The following is a 17,390-nucleotide window of genomic DNA, read 5'->3' as shown; positions in this document are numbered from 1 at the left end:
GTTAATTAAGGCAAATGTAAGTGGTTATGGGGTATTCCCAAAAATAAATATAATAAAATTTTCTTAACAACTTTCAGACAGACAGTAGTTGAAGGCTTAAATTACCTCAAGTTCTTGTCCTATTTTAATAAATGCTGCTATAGCTTTATCTAGATGTTCTTGCTCATGTGCAGCAGAAAGTTGAACACGAATTCTTGCTTTTTCTTTAGGTACAACAGGATAAAAGAAACCTATTACATAAATACCCTCTTCTAAAAGCTTATCTGCCATTTCTTGTGATAGTTTGGCGTCATACAACATAACTGGTACAATAGCAGAGTCTCCATCTACAATATCAAAACCTGCTTCTTTCATTCCTTTTTTGAAGTACTTGGTGTTCCACTCTAATTTATCTCTTAATTGTGTGTCACTTTCTAACATCTCAAATACTTTAATGGATGCTCCTACAATAGCAGGTGCTAGTGAGTTAGAGAATAAATATGGACGAGAACGTTGTCTTAAAAGTTCTATTACTTCTTTTTTAGCAGTAGTATAACCTCCCATAGCACCACCAAGAGCTTTACCTAAAGTACCTGTGATAATATCTATTCTGCCTAAAACGCCTTTTTCTTCTAAAGTACCTCTTCCTGTTTCTCCAATAAATCCTGCAGCATGGCACTCGTCTATCATTACCATAGCGTCATATTTATCTGCTAAATCACAGATTTTATCTAGAGGCGCTAAAAGTCCGTCCATAGAGAAAACACCATCTGTTACTATTATTTTGTGTCTTGCTCCGTTTTCGTTAGCAGCGATAAGTTGCTTTTCTAAATCTTTCATGTTACTGTTTTCGTAACGGTAACGGGCAGCTTTACAAAGTCTAACTCCATCTATAATAGAAGCGTGGTTTAGAGAGTCTGAGATAATTGCGTCTTCTTTAGTTAAAAGTGGTTCAAAAACCCCTCCATTAGCATCAAAAGCAGCGGCGTATAAAATAGTGTCTTCTGTACCGTAATAAGATGCAATTTTTTCTTCTAATTCTTTATGAATGTCTTGGGTACCACAAATAAACCTAACGCTAGACATACCAAACCCGTGAGAGTCTAAAGTATCTTTTGCTGCTTGTATTACTTCTGGGTGAGAAGACAATCCTAAATAATTGTTGGCACAAAAATTAATTACCTCTTGACCTGTATTTATTTTTATCACAGCATCTTGCGGAGTAGTGATAATTCTTTCTTTTTTAAAAAGACCACTGTCTTTAATTTCTTCTATTTCTTGTTGTAAGTGTTTTTGTAAACTAGAACTATACATAGTGTGATTGTTTTATTCAATTTTTTGCAAAATTAGAGAATCTTAACCGTAACTGATGGGTAGAGATACACTAATATTTTTTGTTTTACTTGATACCCTATTTCTGTAACGTATTGGGCGTATTCATTTAATTGTTGATGGTGGGAGGTAGACTCACTTCCTGTTTTGTAATCTATAATTATTGCGGTGTTGTCTTTTAAGCAAAGCCTATCAATTCTTTTAAAACCGTTTGGGGTAATAATTTCTTTTTCGTTATAGATTTGATAAGCTGATGAGAAATAGGGTTTTAATGCGGAGTGATTTACTATTTCTTCTACTTTGGCTTTATATTCTGCAGCATCTTCTGCGGTTAACTCTCCATTATTAATAGATTTGTCTAACGCTTTTTGAATATCTTTTTCGGTATAAATATTCATTAATAAATTATGAATTAAATTACCAATATCTATAGCTTCTTGTTGTTCAGAATCCCACATTAATCCAGATTTGGTAATTAGAGAAATGTTATGATCTGTAGGAGCAGAAGATGTAAATTGCATGCGCTCTACCTCAATTATCACCTCTTTTTGTTCTTTAACTACAAAATTTCCGAAGTTATAAGAGTACATCTCTTTTTCCCATTTGTTAATTGATTTTAAATACCCTTTTAATAGGCCAGGAAAATCGTTTTTTTCTTCTTCAGGTTTTTTAGGGTTTACTTCAGAAATTATATATAGTTGCTGTTTTGGTCTTGTGAGAGCTACATATAATATATTTAATGCATCAAATTCATTTTCTATTAGTAGTTTTTGGTATAGTGCAGACGGGATTTCTCCATAACTATCTAAATTGCTACTAGCACTTAAATAGGCATAAGGTATCTGGTTTGGCTCTTCTAGCAACGGTACCCAAATATCATCATTACGAGTATCTTCTAAAGACTCATTTACATAAGGGTAAATTACTATAGGAAACTCTAAACCTTTTGAGGTGTGTATGGTCATGATTTGTACAGCATCTTCTCCCTCTGGTGCTATAATACTTAGATTGTCTTTTTTTTGCTCCCAATAATCTATAAAACCAGCTATAATTCCTGTGTTTTTTTGAGTGTATTCATATAGAAAATCTAAGTAAAACTGTAAATATGCATCTGCTTTTTTGTCTAAAGCAAAACTTCTTATAATATATTCTGCTGCATCATATAGTGGTAATCTTTGTAGAGTACTAAGGTCAAAAAAATAGTAGTACTCGTGTAGAGATTCAAAAAAAGCATTATCTATAAGTGTTAATCTAGGATGAATTTCTGTGAAATATTGTTGTGTCTCTATTTGATTTTTAAATAGATAGTCTAATATTTCAAATTTTATGTTTTTATCTGAAGGATTTAAAGAATACCTGAAAATAGCATTAATAAAGTTAACCTCTTCAGAGTTTTTAACCAACAGGCTTTCGGTAGAGATAATAGGTATTCCGTTTTCATTTAGGTAATTAGCCACAGCGTACCCGTGAGCTTTTTTTCTAACTAAAATACAGATGTCTTTTTTAGTATATCCGTTACTAGTTACGTGTTTTATGGTTTCTAGTACTTTTTCTGGATATGCTTCTTCTCGTTCTTCATTATTTATAGCTTCTACAAAGCTAATATTTACAAAGCCACCTTTTTCATGGTGAGGCTCTTGGTATGCATTTTTAAAAAGTGTTTGGTACTTATCCCATGTTAATTTTTCTGCACAATAATTAAATAAGCCATTATTAAAGTTTACAATCTCTTGCTTACTTCTAAAATTTTTAGGCAAATTAATGGTTTGCTTCTCAACGTTAAACGGATTGTGTGTTTCGCTTAAATCTATAAACTGTTCTGATTTACCACCGCGCCATCTGTAAATAGATTGTTTGGCATCACCTACCACAAATAACTGCCCTTTATGGTTGCCAGAAAAATCTTGTGTAGATAAATTATTTTCTATTAACGGAATTAAATTATTCCACTGCAACTCAGAGGTATCTTGAAACTCATCAATAAAAAAATCTTGGTAGCGCTCTCCTAATCTTTCATAAATAAAAGGAGCTGGTTGTTCTTTAATGCTTTCGCTTATTTTTCTGTTAAATTCAGAAATTAGTAGTAGATTTTTTTCTGTTTTAATTACTTCTACCTCTTTATTTATAAGGTTTAAAAGAGATAAAGAAGTTAGTTTTTTAAGAATACTGTTATAAAACGCAATTTTATTAATTGTTTCTTCTGAAGTAAAATAAAGATTGGCAACTTGTGGTTGTATAGCATCCATGGCAGACTTTTTATCGTCTGTTTGTTTTTTGGCGTAATGAGAGGCAGAATCAATTTCTAATTCCCATTTAGCTTTTTTACTATCCTTTTTTACGTCGTAATTTAAAATTTCTATTTTACGAAAGTATTTAGGGATAGAAGCTCTGTTGTAATCTTTATCTTCTAACCCGTTTTGTTGGAGTAAATTAAAAAATGTATCTGCAGTTTGTTTTAATACCTCTTCTGAAGATTGAATTTTCGCTCGAAGCTCTTTATCAAAAGCCTGAAAATCTTCTATTTCTTTATGTTGTAATTCATTAAGCGGTATAATGTTATTTTCATTCACCAAAAGTTTTGCAATATCATAAAGATCTTTAGCTATATCCCAACTTTTATCGTCATCTGCTTTAGAGATGGCAAAGTCTATAAGTACTTTGGTAAGTTTTTTATCTGTCCCTGCTTTAGAAATTAGTTTGTCTACCGCTTCTGTTAAAATGTCTAAAGTGTTAAGTTCTACTTCAAAATTCATAGGTAGCCCCAAATCTTTAGCAAACGTTCTTAAAACCCGGTGGGTAAAACCGTCAATGGTAGAAACATCAAAAGCAGCATAGTTGTGCAATATACTTTTTAAAATTAGCCTTGCTCCACCTTTAATTTCTTCTGTAGAGAGGTTGGTTTCTTTTTTTACTTCTTCTAAAAGAGGTTGAGAGTTTGGCGGAGTTTCTTGTTCTGCAAAATCTCTAAGACTATCTACAATTCTTGTTTTCATCTCGCCAACCGCTTTGTTGGTAAATGTAATAGCAAGAATATTTTTGTAATAATCTTTACGTTTTGCTTTTAAAAGAATAGAAAGATATTTTTTTACAATAGTAAATGTTTTTCCAGATCCTGCAGAGGCATTATAAACTTGGAAAGGCGTAGAAGTGTTGCTCAATGTAACTAACTTTTTATAGCAGAAATATAATGAAAAATGATAAGGTATAATGACTTTCTATCAAAAACAAAAGCTTTAAGTAATTTATAACATATTTTTATTTTTATTCAAGCGCTTAATAATTATTTTTGATAGCTAATAGAAACATTAACAACTAAAGATAACAATTATGGCTTTTGAACAACCAAAATTACAATATGCTTTTGATGCACTTGAACCAAGTATTGACAAAGAAACTATGGAAATACACTACGGTAAGCATCACGCAGGTTACACTAGTAAATTAAACGCAGCAATTGAAGGAACAGATTTAGAAGGAAAAAATATAGAAAATATATTAATGAATCTTGATAAAACTAATGCTGCTGTTAGAAATAACGGAGGTGGTTTTTTTAATCACAACTTATTTTGGGAAAGTTTATCACCAAACGGAGGCGGAAAACCATCTGGAGATTTAGAACAAGCAATTGAAGATGCTTACGGATCTTTTGATGCTTTTAAAGAAGCTTTTTCTAAAGCTGCAGCAGGACAATTTGGTTCTGGTTGGGCTTGGCTTTGTGTGCACGAAGGTGGTAAAGTAGAAATTTGCTCAACTCCAAATCAAGACAATCCATTAATGCCAGGTATTGGTTGTGGAGGAACCCCTATTTTAGGTTTAGATGTTTGGGAGCACGCATATTACTTAAAGTACCAAAATAAGCGTCCAGAATATATTGATGCATTTTTTAATGTAGTAGATTGGGAAGAGGTTGCTTCTAAATATGCAAAATCTAAATAGTATTTAATTTACATATTGAGTAATAAAAAAGGTGGTTTTTAAACCACCTTTTTTTGCCCCAAATTTTACCATAACTTAACCTACTTACTTATGGAATAATAAATATATTATATTTTCATGTATTTATGAAAAAAATAAGGATATTTTTAATGATTTTTACAAATAAGGGTTAATATATTATTAATATGCTCTTTCTTTATTGCCTTCAAAGAAATTAATAAAAGCACGGTTAACTACTCTGTTACCTCCAAAGGTTGGGTAATCTCCAGTAAAATACCAGTCTCCTAAGTTTTTAGGGCAAGCTTCATGAAGTTTATCTACTTTTTGATAAATTACTTCTACCTCAGCTTCAATAGTTTCGTCACAAAGTAATTCTGCTATTTTATTAGAAATTTCTTCATAAGTAAAAGGCTCATAAACTTCTTTTACAAAGTTTTTTACCTCATTATCTTCTAAGTTAACTTGCGCTAGACATTTATTGTATACTTTTTCAATAATATCATATTGATTGGTTTCTTTTAAAAGAGCAAGTGCAGCTTTAAATGCTACAAAATCTTCTAATCTAGCCATATCTATACCGTAACAATCTGGATATCTAATTTGCGGAGCAGAAGAAACTACAATAATTTTCTTAGGCCCTAGACGATCCATCATTTTAATAATACTCTTTTTTAAAGTAGTACCGCGCACAATACTATCGTCTATAATAACAAGGTTATCTTCTGGCTTTACAACACCATAAGTTACATCGTAAACGTGAGCAACTAAATCATCTCTACTACTGTCTTCTGTAATAAATGTTCTTAATTTAGCATCTTTAATAGCAATTTTTTCGGTACGTAAACGGTAAGAAAGAATTTGCTTTAAACGCTCATCTGTTAACGTATCTTTTTCTTTAAGAATAGCTTCGTTTTTCTGACGGTTTAATTCATCTTGAGCAGCTTCAACCATTCCGTAAAAAGAAGTTTCTGCTGTATTTGGTATAAAAGAGAAAACAGAGTTTATGGTATCATAATCTATAGCCTTTAAAACTTCAGGCATAATAAAACGCCCTAGATTTTTACGCTCTTTATAAATTTCTGCATCACTACCTCTAGAAAAATAAATACGCTCAAAAGAACAAGCTTTGCGTTCTAAAGGTTCTATAATTTTTTCTACAGAAGTTTCTCCGTTCTTTTTGGTAATTAAAGCGTGACCAGGCTCTAATTCTTTTACATCTTCAAAATTTACATTAAATGCGGTTTGTATTACAGGTCTTTCTGAAGCGGTAACTACTACTTCATCATCCATATAATAATACACAGGTCTAATACCTGCAGGGTCTCTTAGTACAAAAGAGTCACCGTGACCAATTAAACCGGCCATAGCATAACCACCATCCCAATCTTTAGAAGATTTACGTAAAATTTTGGCTACATTTATTCTGTCTGCAATATGTGGTGAAGCGTCTTTTTTACTAAAACCTTCTTTTTTAAGTTTTTTGTAAACTTTTTGCACTTCAGAATCTAAGAAATGCCCAATTTTTTCCATTACAGTAACGGTATCTGCTTTTTCTTTTGGGTGTTGCCCAAGATCAACTAAATTGTTGAAAAGCTTAAATACGTTAGTCATATTAAAGTTACCTGCAACAATAAGGTTACGGTGCATCCAGTTGTTTTGACGTAAAAATGGATGAACGCTCTCGATACTGTTTTTACCAAATGTACCGTAACGAACATGACCTAAAAATAATTCGCCTATATAAGGTAAGTTCTTTTTTTGTGCAGCAACATCTTCTGCATATTCAGGATGTCTTTGTAACTCATCATTAATACGATCGTTAATTTGTGCAAAAATATCTTGAATAGGTTGAGGTTGATTAGATCTTACTCTACTTATATACCTTTCACCTGGTAATGTATCTAATTTGATGCTTGCTAAACCGGCACCATCTTGGCCACGGTTATGCTGTTTTTCCATCATTAAATACATCTTGTTTAAACCGTAAAAAGAAGTACCGTATTTTTCTTTGTAAAATTCTAAAGGTTTTAGTAACCTTACTAGTGCAATACCGCACTCGTGTTTAATAGCATCACTCATATTGCGTTGTTGAGAGCTTTAGGGGTTTGTTGTGTTGTATATCTAAATTGCTTAGTCTAAGCTAATTTTAAATTGCGTTAACTCTTTAAAAGTTTTTAATCTTTCGTCAATCTCTTGGTCGGTTAAATTTAGCATCCTTTCAGTTCCAAATTTTTCTACACAAAAAGAAGCTAAGTTGGAGCCATAAATAATGGCGTTTTTCATGTTTTTAAAAGAAGTATCTTCTGTTTTAGCAATGTAACCTACAAAACCACCAGCAAAAGTATCTCCTGCGCCAGTTGGGTCAAAAACTTCTTCTAATGGTAATGCTGGAGCAAAAAACATTTCGTTGTTATGAAAAAGTAAAGCACCGTGCTCTCCTTTTTTGATAACTACATATTTAGGACCCATTTTTTCAATCTCACGAGCAGCTTTTACTAAAGAGTATTCTCCAGAAAGTTGTCTTGCTTCTTCATCATTAATAGTAATTACATCTACTTTAGCAATTACTTTCTTTAAATCTTCTAAAGCATTATCCATCCAAAAATTCATAGTATCTAACACTACTAATTCTGGATCATCCATTTGTTCTATCACACTTAACTGAACTAATGGATGAAGGTTACCAAGCATTACAATTTTTGAGTCTTTGTAAGCTGCAGGAACAATAGGTTCAAAATCTGCTAATACATTAAGTTGTGTGTCTAAGGTGTCACGAGAATTCATATCGTTATGGTATTTACCACTCCAAAAGAAGGTTTTACCATCTTCTACCATTTTTAAACCGTCGATATTAATATCTCTCTCTTTAAAAATGTTGATATACTCTTCAGGAAAATCGCCACCAATTACCGATACAATTGCGGTATCTACGCCAAATTTTTTAGCGGCAAGACCTATATAAGTACCTGCTCCACCTAAAATTTTATCGGTTTTACCAAAAGGAGTTTCAATCTTATCGAAGGCTACTGTACCAACTACAACTAATTTGCTCATATTGTTTGCTTAGAATTTGGTGCAAATATAAGGCGTTTCTCAAGAAATTTTAAAACTATGCGGTTTTAATAAGAAAAAACAAATAATCCGTTTTTTTATAAAAATAACTGTATTAAATAAAATTGTAGATTTTTGACTTTAAATACTTTTTAGTGTTTAAGTGTGCTATTGTCGGTTTAATTGAAAATTTTAACAAATTAAACCTGCTAAATAGTTGTTTTATGTGGTTTGTTTTTTTTGATTTGCAGCCGTTAATCAACAATAACTAATAATTGATTTAACAACTTATTTAAAAAACGAAAAATTTATTTAGAATAGCTTTTGCTATGTTGGTAGCAAGTTTAATTTTGGTGGGGTGTGTTAGAAATGGTCTTTCTTGTTATAAGAATTGTTCAAAATAAAAAGTTATGAAAATTACTAATATTAGAATCTATAGAAAAATTATTTTTGTTTTACTGGTGTTTGTTACAGTATTGACATTTTTAAATAATGATACTTTTAATAAGTATTATTTGCTGATTTCTTTATTTTTATTGGGAGCTGTACTTTTAATGGAGATATTACTTTATAAAAAGGGTAAACCGATTTTGTTTAATAAAGATAAATATGATGTGTTGATACTATTTGTTGGTGTCGCTTTTTTTCTCTTGTATTTTCTTGATATTTTTTAATTTTTAAAACTCCGTAATTTATTTGCTGAGTTTCTTACTTTCTTCCAAAATCAGTAGCAATTCCTCCCAAATCTTTAGTTTCTCATTTTAAAATCTGGTTTTTATAAAAATTGTTATGCAACTAAGCTTCAATTTATTTTTAACAACTTATTTAAAAAACGAAAAATTTATTTAGAATACCATTAGCTATGTTGGTAGCAAGTTTAATTTTGGTGGGGTGTAGTAAGGATGGCGTTCAAGAAGAATTAATAGGACAAGATGAGTTTGAAAATAGTACATAATCTACAGCCGATGAAGATTCTTCGTATTATTTAAAATTTGGTAATTTTGAGTATTATGGCGGAGAGGATAATCTTCAATTCTATAATAACGGAGAATTTCAAGAGGAATTTTTAGTTTCTTCTGATTTTGAAATCAATAATACAGATATTCTGGATGAGGCTGTCTCTTTACGAAATATGTCTAACGATTCGGAAATAATAATGTATAATATCTGTCTTTCTGAAGATAAGAAATCTTTTAAGTTTGACGTTTTGAATGAAGAAGGAGAGACTATTAGAGATCTTGAAATAATTGGAAATGTTGAATTGCCAGAATTACCGAGTGTAGGTACAGACTCTTGTTGTGACTTGGACGGCTGGGTAAGCAGAGCATTAGATACCATAAAGTCTATAGGTACAAGAGTTGGTCCGACGGTTGGTGAAATATCTAAATCTGTAGAGCATATTGCTCAATCTAAATCTGCAGCTAATTCTCCTTGCCCTCCAAAAACTGGTAGAGAATATGGTTATGAAGATAATGGTAATTTGTATAATAAATGAGAATAATAAATCACTTAAAGAAAAATAAGCTAAACATTATTTTAATATTGGGCCTCTTATTAGAGGTCCAAATATTTATTTTGGCTTTAATTTTTGCAAATCCATTACAGAATATAAAATTTGCACAAGATGTAAATAATGTGCCAGAGTCTTTGGCGTTCACAAGTAATATTTATCTTATTTTATTTGTGATTTTTTTACAGCCTGCTTTAGAAGAATTAATGTTCCGTTGGCACATCACTTCAAAAAACACTAAAAAAAGAAATATTTTTATAACTTCTATAAGTGCGGTTTTAGTTGTCTTGTTTTTTAATCCATTTCAATCTATTATTAATTTTTTAGTTGTATTTTCTCTATTAGTAAGTATAAGTTTAATTTTTTTAAAGGAAAAAAGGCTTAAATTAAATAGAAGACTGTCAATCCAGATTATAATTACATCTATTGCTTTTAGTTTTAGCCATGGCGGGCCATTGTCTTTTTTTTTAAATCCTTCAATAGCAGGTTTTAGTTTTATTTTATTTTTTATGGGTTCTGGTTTTTTGCTATCTTATTTAAGAGTAAATTATGGTTTAATATGGGCTATCCTTTTTCATTTTACAACAAACGCCATAGTATTATCTTTTTCATTTTATTCTGAAAATATAGATAAAACCCCAATTTCATTTCAGTCAGATTGCTACACTATTGAAGTTGCAGAGTCTGGCAATTTTGATAATATAGCTCATTTTAGTATTGATTATAAAAATTTAAAATGGAAAACACTAAATTTAAAAACAGGGTTAGAAGAAGCGGTTTATGTCAATAATTTCGATGTTAATTTTTTTGATAACGAAGCTAATTTAGATTCTGTGTTAGATAATTATAGTCAGAAAAAGCAATTTAGAGTTTACCAAGTAGATATTCAGAAAAAAGATTCTTGCAAAATTAGATTACAAGAAATTTTAGATTTTCTAGAAAAAGAAAAATTAATGGTAAGAGTAAAATAAAACTTACTTTCTCCCAAAATTTACAGCAATTTCTTTCTAGTTTTTTGTGTTAATTTGCAACTGTTGATCAATAAAAAGTTAAATTAATAATACTATAGATTATTAAAAATGAATAATAAAATACAAATAATTATTAATAGTATTTCAATACCATTACTACTGTTTATAGGTTTGTTAGCATTTAGAGTAATAAACTTTGAAACATATATAAGTCACTTTTTTGAGGCGCTTATCTTGCTGATATTTATATTGAGATTTCGTAGGTTAAATAAAGCAATTTAGTGTAAAATGTTTTTTTGCGCAGCAATGGGTAGTTTATAAGAAAGCATTTTATTTTTACAGCATTTTATTTCCTCCCAAAATCAGCAGGAATTTCTCCCCAATCTTTAGTTTCCCATTTTAAAATAGGATTGGTGTAAGTATTATTATGTAACCAAGCTTCTGCTCTTTTAATAAGTTGAAAAACATCTGCATTTTTTGCATTGGGTTGCAGTTTAGTATTGCATTTTTTCTTTTTTACCCAACCAATGGCAATTCTAGAGTCTGAATAAATAGGTAGGTTGCTATTTTTTTGCTGAAGAAAAGCCAAGCCGTGTACCAATGCTAAAAACTCACCTATATTATTAGTCCCTTGCAGGAAGGGACCTTGTTTAAAAATTTCTTTACCTGTTTTGGTATAAACGCCGCGGTATTCCATTTTGCCGGGATTTCCGCTAGAAGCCGCATCTACATTAATAGAGTCAAAATTTACTTCTTTAGCTCTTTTCTCTAATTGATGAATTGGGGTAGACGAGTTTTTATTATTCTCTTTAAATTCAAAATAAGATTTATTAAATGCTTGTTTTGCCTCTTCAAAAGTCTTGAAAGATTTGTATTGCGCACCTTTGTAACCAGTAATAGATGCTTTGCATTCTGCCCAGCTAGAAAAGATACCCGCTTGTTTGCCTTGCCAAACCACGTAAAATTTAGATTTTTTACTCATTATTTTTCTGCAGACAATAATTGATCAATCACTTCTGGGAAATGTTTGTGCTCTAATTGGTGTATTTTTTCTTTTAAGCTTTCTATAGTTTCGTTAGGGGCAACCTCGGTACTAAATTGACTAATCGTTTTTCCTTCGTCATACTTTTCATTTACAAAATGAATAGTAATACCAGATTCTTTTTCTTTATTTTCTAAAACTGCTTGGTGCACATAATTTCCGTACATCCCTTTTCCTCCATATTTTGGTAAAAGCGCAGGATGAATATTTATGATTTTATTTTCGAATTCTTGGATGATTTCTGTCGGCATGATCCATAAAAAACCTGCCAAAACGATAAGATCTGGGTCTGTATCTTTCAAAATATGCAATACTTCGTTAGAATTATAGAGTGCAGACCTATCAAAATGCAACGCATTAATCTCATGATCGTGCGCCATTTTTAGTACATTTGCTTTTATGTTATTAGAGAGTACATGAGAAATTTCAACATCATTTCTGTCTCTAAAATAATGTATAATGTTCTTAGCGTTAGAGCCTTGGCCAGAAGCGAAGATGATAATTTTTTTTGTTGTTTTGGGAGAGTTCATAGCTAAAAGAAGTGTTTTTTCACAAATTATTAAAGCATAAAAATAGTTACTTACTTTAAAAATATGTAAATTGACGCCACATTTTTTAATGTAAAACTTGTTTTAAAATAAAGTTTTTTATTTTTGCCACTTATTAAAATTTTAAAAAGATAAAATTATGTCAGACATTGCATCAAGAGTAAAAGCAATAATCGTTGATAAATTAGGAGTTGACGAAAATGAAGTTGTAACAGACGCAAGCTTCACTAACGATTTAGGTGCGGATTCTTTAGATACCGTAGAATTAATTATGGAATTCGAAAAAGAATTTGATATTCAAATTCCAGATGACCAAGCTGAAAACATTGCAACAGTAGGTCAAGCGATTTCTTACATTGAAGAAGCAAAAAAATAAGAAGCCATAAATATGGAGTTAAAGCGAGTAGTAGTAACAGGTTTAGGTGCCCTAACACCAATTGGTAACAATATTGAAGAATATTGGGATGCCTTGGTAAACGGGAGAAGCGGAAGCGCACCTATTACTTATTTTGATACTGAAAAATTTAAAACAAAGTTTGCTTGCGAGATCAAAAACTTCCCTTTTAATGAATATTTTGACCGTAAAGAAATCCGTAGATTAGATAAATTTGCTCAATACGCAATGGTAGCTTCAGATGAAGCTATAAAAGACTCTGGTATAGATCTAAATACAGTAGATAAATATCGTGTTGGTGTAATTTGGGGAGCGGGAATTGGCGGTTTAGAAACTTTTCAGGAAGAAGTGAAAAATTTTGCAAACGGCGATGGCACACCTCGTTTTAATCCATTCTTTATCCCAAAAATGATTGCAGATATTGCCCCTGGTAATATTTCTATCAAGCATGGGTTTATGGGACCAAATTATACTACAGTATCTGCTTGTGCATCTTCTGCCAATGCTTTAATAGATGCCCTTAATTACATCAGGTTAGGTTACTGTGATGTTTTTGTAACGGGTGGTAGTGAAGCTGCAGTTACACAAGCAGGTATGGGTGGTTTTAATGCAATGCACGCACTTTCTACTAGAAATGATGATCCGCAAAAAGCTTCTAGACCTTTTGATGCTAACCGTGATGGTTTTGTATTGGGAGAAGGAGCAGGAGCATTAATACTAGAAGAGTATGAGCACGCAAAAGCACGTGGAGCTAAAATTTATGCAGAAGTATTAGGGGGCGGTATGTCTTCTGATGCTTATCACATGACAGCTCCTCACCCAGAAGGTATTGGTGTAATAGCCGTAATGGAAAATTGTTTACGTAATGCAGGTTTAAAACCAGAAGACGTAGATGCAATTAATACACACGGTACATCAACTCCATTAGGGGACGTTGCAGAGCTTAAAGCTATTACCAAAGTTTTTGGAGAGCATGCAAAATCTATCAATATCAATTCAACCAAATCTATGACTGGCCACCTTTTAGGGGCAGCTGGAGCTATTGAGGCTATTGCTTCTATATTAGCGATGAAACATAGCTTGGTGCCGCCAACCATTAACCATGAAACGGCAGATGAAAATATTGATCCAGAATTAAATTTAACATTAAATAAAGCTCAAGAAAGAGAAGTTAATGTGGCTATGAGTAACACCTTTGGGTTTGGTGGTCACAATGCTTGTGTTTTATTTAAAAAGATAACTGAGTAAACGTTTAATGAACGTTATACGCAACATACTAAGTTCCCGTTCTAACAAGGACGGGAATTTTTTTGATGCTATTCAATTAATTATAGGTTTTAAGCCTAAAGTAATTAAGCATTATAAAATAGCATTTACACATCGTTCTCTTAATAGAAAAGATGCTATTGGTAACGATTTAAACTATGAAAGACTAGAATTTCTGGGAGATGCTATGCTTAGTTCTATCATTGCTGCATATTTGTACAATGAAGTACCAGGTGGTGATGAAGGTTATCTAACTAAAATGAGATCTAAGGTGGTAAGTAGAAAACACCTTAATGAGTTAGGTAGAGATTTAGGGTTAATAAATTATGTAGAATCTAATGTTCCAAAATCTCATTTTGGGCAAAATATTCACGGTAATTTATTTGAGGCTCTTGTAGGAGCAATTTACCTAGATAGAGGTTATAAGTATTGTGAAAAATTTATTGAGCAAAGAGTAATAAAACCTTATGTTGATATAGAGCAACTAGAAGGGAAAGTAATTAGTTATAAAAGTCTTTTAATTGAATGGTGCCAAAAACAAAAGCATAAATTTAATTATGAAGTCTATGAAGATACTGGCAAAGATGAACTCAAACATTTTGCAGTAAAACTTTGGATAAATAATAAAGTAGTGGCTAAAGCAAGAGCGACTTCTAAGAAGAAAGCAGAAGAAAAAGCGTCTAAAAGAGCTTATTATGCTTTTCAAGCTAAAATTAACGCTAAATAATACAGCTAGTTAGTTAATCTTGAAGATTATTTAACGTTATACCCTCTTAAAAGTTGTAAACTTATTATAATTTTATAAATTAGAATAGTATGGCAGTAAACAAACTTGTGCTCGATAGTTTAGTAGAAGATGATTTTACACTTATAGCTATTCATTGTTCTGCAGAAGTTTATAAGGTTGTATTTAATATTAATAAACTTCTGGGCTTGAGCTTAAAAAGAGAACCAACAGACGTAGATTATAACTACCCAGAAGGTTTAGCTTTTTATGAGCTATATAAATACTACAATCAAAGTGAGGGTTGTGATTATTATATAGTATCAAATAAATGTAAAGTAAAAGCACTTCATTTACAGAGCAACGGTTCTTTATTTAAAAATGAAACTAAAAGAATAACCAACCTTGTCCCTGAGTTTAAAAATGTAGATTGCTTTTTAAAAATAGAAAATACCAATCAAGTAGTAATAACTAAAGAGTTACTACAAGATATAAATAAAATAAAAGAAATAGTAACCGCTTATCAAATAGAGGTTACGCAAATAAAATCAATAGAAAATTTAATATTTAGCTAATGCATAAATCAAAGAATACCAAAATTGTAGCTACTCTAGGCCCTGCTACAAGCTCTAAAGAAGTTTTAAAATCAATGTTAGAGAGTGGGGTAAACATTTTTAGAATTAATTTTTCCCACGCCAATTATGATGATGTAGAAGAACGCATTCAAATGATTAGGGAACTCAATAAAGAATACGGCTTTAACGCTGGTATTTTAGGTGATTTGCAGGGCCCTAAACTTCGTGTTGGAGTAATGAAGGAAGAGGTAATTGTTTCTAAAGGAGACAAAATTACATTTGCTACAGGAAAAGAATTTCAAGGTACTGCAGAGCGTGTTTACATGAACTACAGTCAATTTCCTAAAGATGTAAAAGCTAAAGAAAGAATTTTATTAGATGATGGTAAACTTATTTTTGAAGTAGTTAAAACTAATGGAAAAGATGAGGTAGAAGCTGTTGTTGTACAAGGTGGACCTTTACGTTCTAGAAAAGGAGTTAACCTACCAAATACAAATATATCTTTACCTGCATTAACAGAGAAAGATGTAAAAGATGCAGAATTTGCTATTAAAAAAGAAGTAGATTGGATAGCTCTTTCTTTTGTAAGACATGCACAAGATATAAAAGAACTTCAAGATATTATTAATAAACATAGTAGTCATAAAATTCCTATTGTTGCTAAAATAGAAAAGCCAGAAGGGGTTAAAAATATTGACGAAATTGTACAGGCTTGTGATGGGTTAATGGTAGCTCGTGGAGATTTAGGTGTAGAAGTTCCTGCTCATGAAGTTCCATTAATTCAGAAAGAATTAGTGCTAAAAGCTAAGAAAGCTCGTATTCCTGTAATTATTGCTACTCAAATGATGGAAACTATGATTAGCAGTCTTACACCTACAAGAGCAGAGGTGAATGATGTAGCTAACTCTGTAATGGATGGAGCAGATGCTGTAATGTTAAGTGGTGAAACTTCTGTAGGGAAATACCCAGTAGAAGTAATTCAAAAAATGTCTCAAATTATACAAAGTGTAGAGCACTCTAAATTAATTTCTGTACCTCACGATCCACCACATATTAAAACAAAAAGGTATATTACTAAATCTGTATGTTATCACGCTGCTTTAATGGCAAATGAGATTGATGCTAAAGCAATTTGTACTTTAACTAATAGTGGGTATACAGCATTTCAAATTTCTGCTTGGAGGCCAGATTCTCAAATTTTAGCCTTTACTTCTAACAAAAGAATTTTAACTCAATTAAGTTTACTTTGGGGAGTTAATGCTTTTTACTATGATAAGTTTGTAAGTACAGATGACACCGTAGAAGATGTAAATAAAATAGCACTAGATAAAAACGTAGTTAAAAAAGGAGATTTTGTAGTAAACCTTGCTGCTATGCCAATTGGTAATAAAGGTATGGTAAACACACTACGTGTTTCTGAAATAGAATAAATAGTTTTCTCATAAAAATTAAAAAAAGGTTTACTTTTAAGTAAGCCTTTTTTTATTCATTATTTTTGCTAGCACTAAAAGTTTTACAAAATGAGAACAAAATTATTTACAAATTATGCTATTCAGATTTTGTTTATTGGTGGAGTATACTTTTGTATGAGTTATTTTTTATTTAGTAATAGTTTAAAAAGTGCCATATTACAAGCGCTATTATATAGTTTAATTTACTTTTTTGGACTGCCAATATTTTACAAACTAATATCTTATTTAAAGAAACCTAATATTTATAAACTAGAAGAAAATGAACAAATTTTAATAGATGAAGAAGTGAAAATTTTTAGTGTTACTTATCTACAAAAAAGTAATTTAAAAGTAACCAATAAGCACGTCATTTCAACATTTCAAAATCAAAGTAAGGTTTATTCATTGTTAGATGTAAGGGATATTGTGGTAAGTAATAACCAAATTACTTTTCATTTTACACATTTTAAAACCAGTTTTGTTACAAAAAATGCACAAGCTATTTTAGATAAGTTAGAAGATGAACGTCAAAACTCTAATTTAGTATTGACCTCATAAATATAAAAGCAGCTTAAAGTTTAATACCTTAAGCTGCTTTAAAAACACAACAA

General features: G+C 31.2%; 16 protein-coding genes. 10 read left to right on the top strand and 6 right to left on the bottom strand.

The window, feature by feature from the left end:
- Positions 1 to 96: 96 nt before the first annotated feature.
- Positions 97 to 1,293: a glycine C-acetyltransferase gene (gene kbl, locus BUC03_RS05670; protein ID WP_073149149.1), complete on the bottom strand. Its 1,197-nt coding sequence runs from the start codon at positions 1,291 to 1,293 to the stop codon at positions 97 to 99.
- Positions 1,294 to 1,325: 32 nt separating this feature from the next.
- The gene (locus BUC03_RS05665; RefSeq protein WP_073149147.1) at positions 1,326 to 4,469 is read right to left on the bottom strand and encodes a UvrD-helicase domain-containing protein; all 3,144 of its coding nucleotides are present in this window, start codon (positions 4,467 to 4,469) and stop codon (positions 1,326 to 1,328) included.
- A 169-nt stretch (positions 4,470 to 4,638) separates the two neighbouring features.
- On the opposite strand from BUC03_RS05665, the gene BUC03_RS05660 reads away from it, so the two are divergent.
- Positions 4,639 to 5,247, top strand: a complete 609-nt coding sequence (locus BUC03_RS05660; RefSeq protein ID WP_073149145.1) for a superoxide dismutase — start codon at positions 4,639 to 4,641, stop codon at positions 5,245 to 5,247.
- A gap of 180 nt (positions 5,248 to 5,427) precedes the next feature.
- On the opposite strand, the gene BUC03_RS05655 is transcribed toward BUC03_RS05660, so the two are convergent.
- Positions 5,428 to 7,326, bottom strand: a complete 1,899-nt coding sequence (locus BUC03_RS05655) for an amidophosphoribosyltransferase (RefSeq protein ID WP_073149144.1) — start codon at positions 7,324 to 7,326, stop codon at positions 5,428 to 5,430.
- A gap of 51 nt (positions 7,327 to 7,377) precedes the next feature.
- The gene (locus tag BUC03_RS05650) at positions 7,378 to 8,301 is read right to left on the bottom strand and encodes a PfkB family carbohydrate kinase (RefSeq protein ID WP_073149142.1); all 924 of its coding nucleotides are present in this window, start codon (positions 8,299 to 8,301) and stop codon (positions 7,378 to 7,380) included.
- Positions 8,302 to 8,708: 407 nt separating this feature from the next.
- Between BUC03_RS05650 and BUC03_RS05645 the strand changes: the two genes are divergently transcribed.
- The 3 genes from BUC03_RS05645 (at position 8,709) to BUC03_RS05635 (ending at position 10,779) form a co-directional block, all read left to right on the top strand.
- A complete protein-coding gene (locus BUC03_RS05645; RefSeq protein ID WP_073149141.1) occupies positions 8,709 to 8,972 on the top strand; it encodes a hypothetical protein in 264 nt (87 codons plus the stop codon).
- 482 nt (positions 8,973 to 9,454) lie between these two features.
- Entirely contained in the window at positions 9,455 to 9,793 is a 339-nt protein-coding gene (locus BUC03_RS05640; protein ID WP_073149140.1) for a hypothetical protein, read from the top strand.
- An 80-nt stretch (positions 9,794 to 9,873) separates the two neighbouring features.
- Entirely contained in the window at positions 9,874 to 10,779 is a 906-nt protein-coding gene (locus BUC03_RS05635; RefSeq protein WP_159432699.1) for a CPBP family intramembrane glutamic endopeptidase, read from the top strand.
- 346 nt (positions 10,780 to 11,125) lie between these two features.
- Here the strand turns inward: BUC03_RS05635 and BUC03_RS05630 are convergent, their stop codons facing one another.
- Positions 11,126 to 11,761, bottom strand: coding sequence for a ribonuclease H1 domain-containing protein (locus BUC03_RS05630; protein ID WP_073149137.1), 636 nt, complete (start codon positions 11,759 to 11,761; stop codon positions 11,126 to 11,128).
- Entirely contained in the window at positions 11,761 to 12,351 is a 591-nt protein-coding gene (purN, locus tag BUC03_RS05625) for a phosphoribosylglycinamide formyltransferase (protein WP_073149135.1), read from the bottom strand. Before purN ends, BUC03_RS05630 begins: the two co-directional genes overlap by 1 nt.
- Positions 12,352 to 12,508: 157 nt before the next feature.
- Here purN and BUC03_RS05620 point away from each other — a divergent pair, with 157 nt between their 5' ends.
- From BUC03_RS05620 to BUC03_RS05595, 6 genes are all read left to right on the top strand, one after another.
- Entirely contained in the window at positions 12,509 to 12,745 is a 237-nt protein-coding gene (locus BUC03_RS05620) for an acyl carrier protein (RefSeq protein ID WP_073149133.1), read from the top strand.
- A 12-nt stretch (positions 12,746 to 12,757) separates the two neighbouring features.
- The gene (gene fabF / locus BUC03_RS05615) at positions 12,758 to 14,011 is read left to right on the top strand and encodes a beta-ketoacyl-ACP synthase II (protein WP_073149130.1); all 1,254 of its coding nucleotides are present in this window, start codon (positions 12,758 to 12,760) and stop codon (positions 14,009 to 14,011) included.
- A 7-nt stretch (positions 14,012 to 14,018) separates the two neighbouring features.
- Entirely contained in the window at positions 14,019 to 14,756 is a 738-nt protein-coding gene (gene rnc / locus BUC03_RS05610; RefSeq protein ID WP_073149128.1) for a ribonuclease III, read from the top strand.
- 89 nt (positions 14,757 to 14,845) lie between these two features.
- Positions 14,846 to 15,328, top strand: coding sequence for an IPExxxVDY family protein (locus BUC03_RS05605; protein ID WP_073149126.1), 483 nt, complete (start codon positions 14,846 to 14,848; stop codon positions 15,326 to 15,328).
- The gene (gene pyk / locus BUC03_RS05600) at positions 15,328 to 16,758 is read left to right on the top strand and encodes a pyruvate kinase (RefSeq protein WP_073149124.1); all 1,431 of its coding nucleotides are present in this window, start codon (positions 15,328 to 15,330) and stop codon (positions 16,756 to 16,758) included. The genes BUC03_RS05605 and pyk overlap by 1 nt, the downstream gene beginning before the upstream one ends.
- A 90-nt stretch (positions 16,759 to 16,848) precedes the next feature.
- Positions 16,849 to 17,337 carry a hypothetical protein gene (locus BUC03_RS05595; protein WP_073149122.1) on the top strand — a complete coding sequence of 163 codons (489 nt, stop codon included), beginning with the start codon at positions 16,849 to 16,851 and terminating at the stop codon, positions 17,335 to 17,337.
- Positions 17,338 to 17,390: the final 53 nt, after the last annotated feature.

The sequence above is a fragment of the Mesonia phycicola genome (genome assembly GCF_900141885.1).
Classification (GTDB): Bacteria; Bacteroidota; Bacteroidia; order Flavobacteriales; family Flavobacteriaceae; genus Mesonia; species Mesonia phycicola.
The sequence above is the reverse complement of the archived record's forward strand: the minus strand, read 5'-3'. Positions and strand labels throughout refer to the sequence as shown.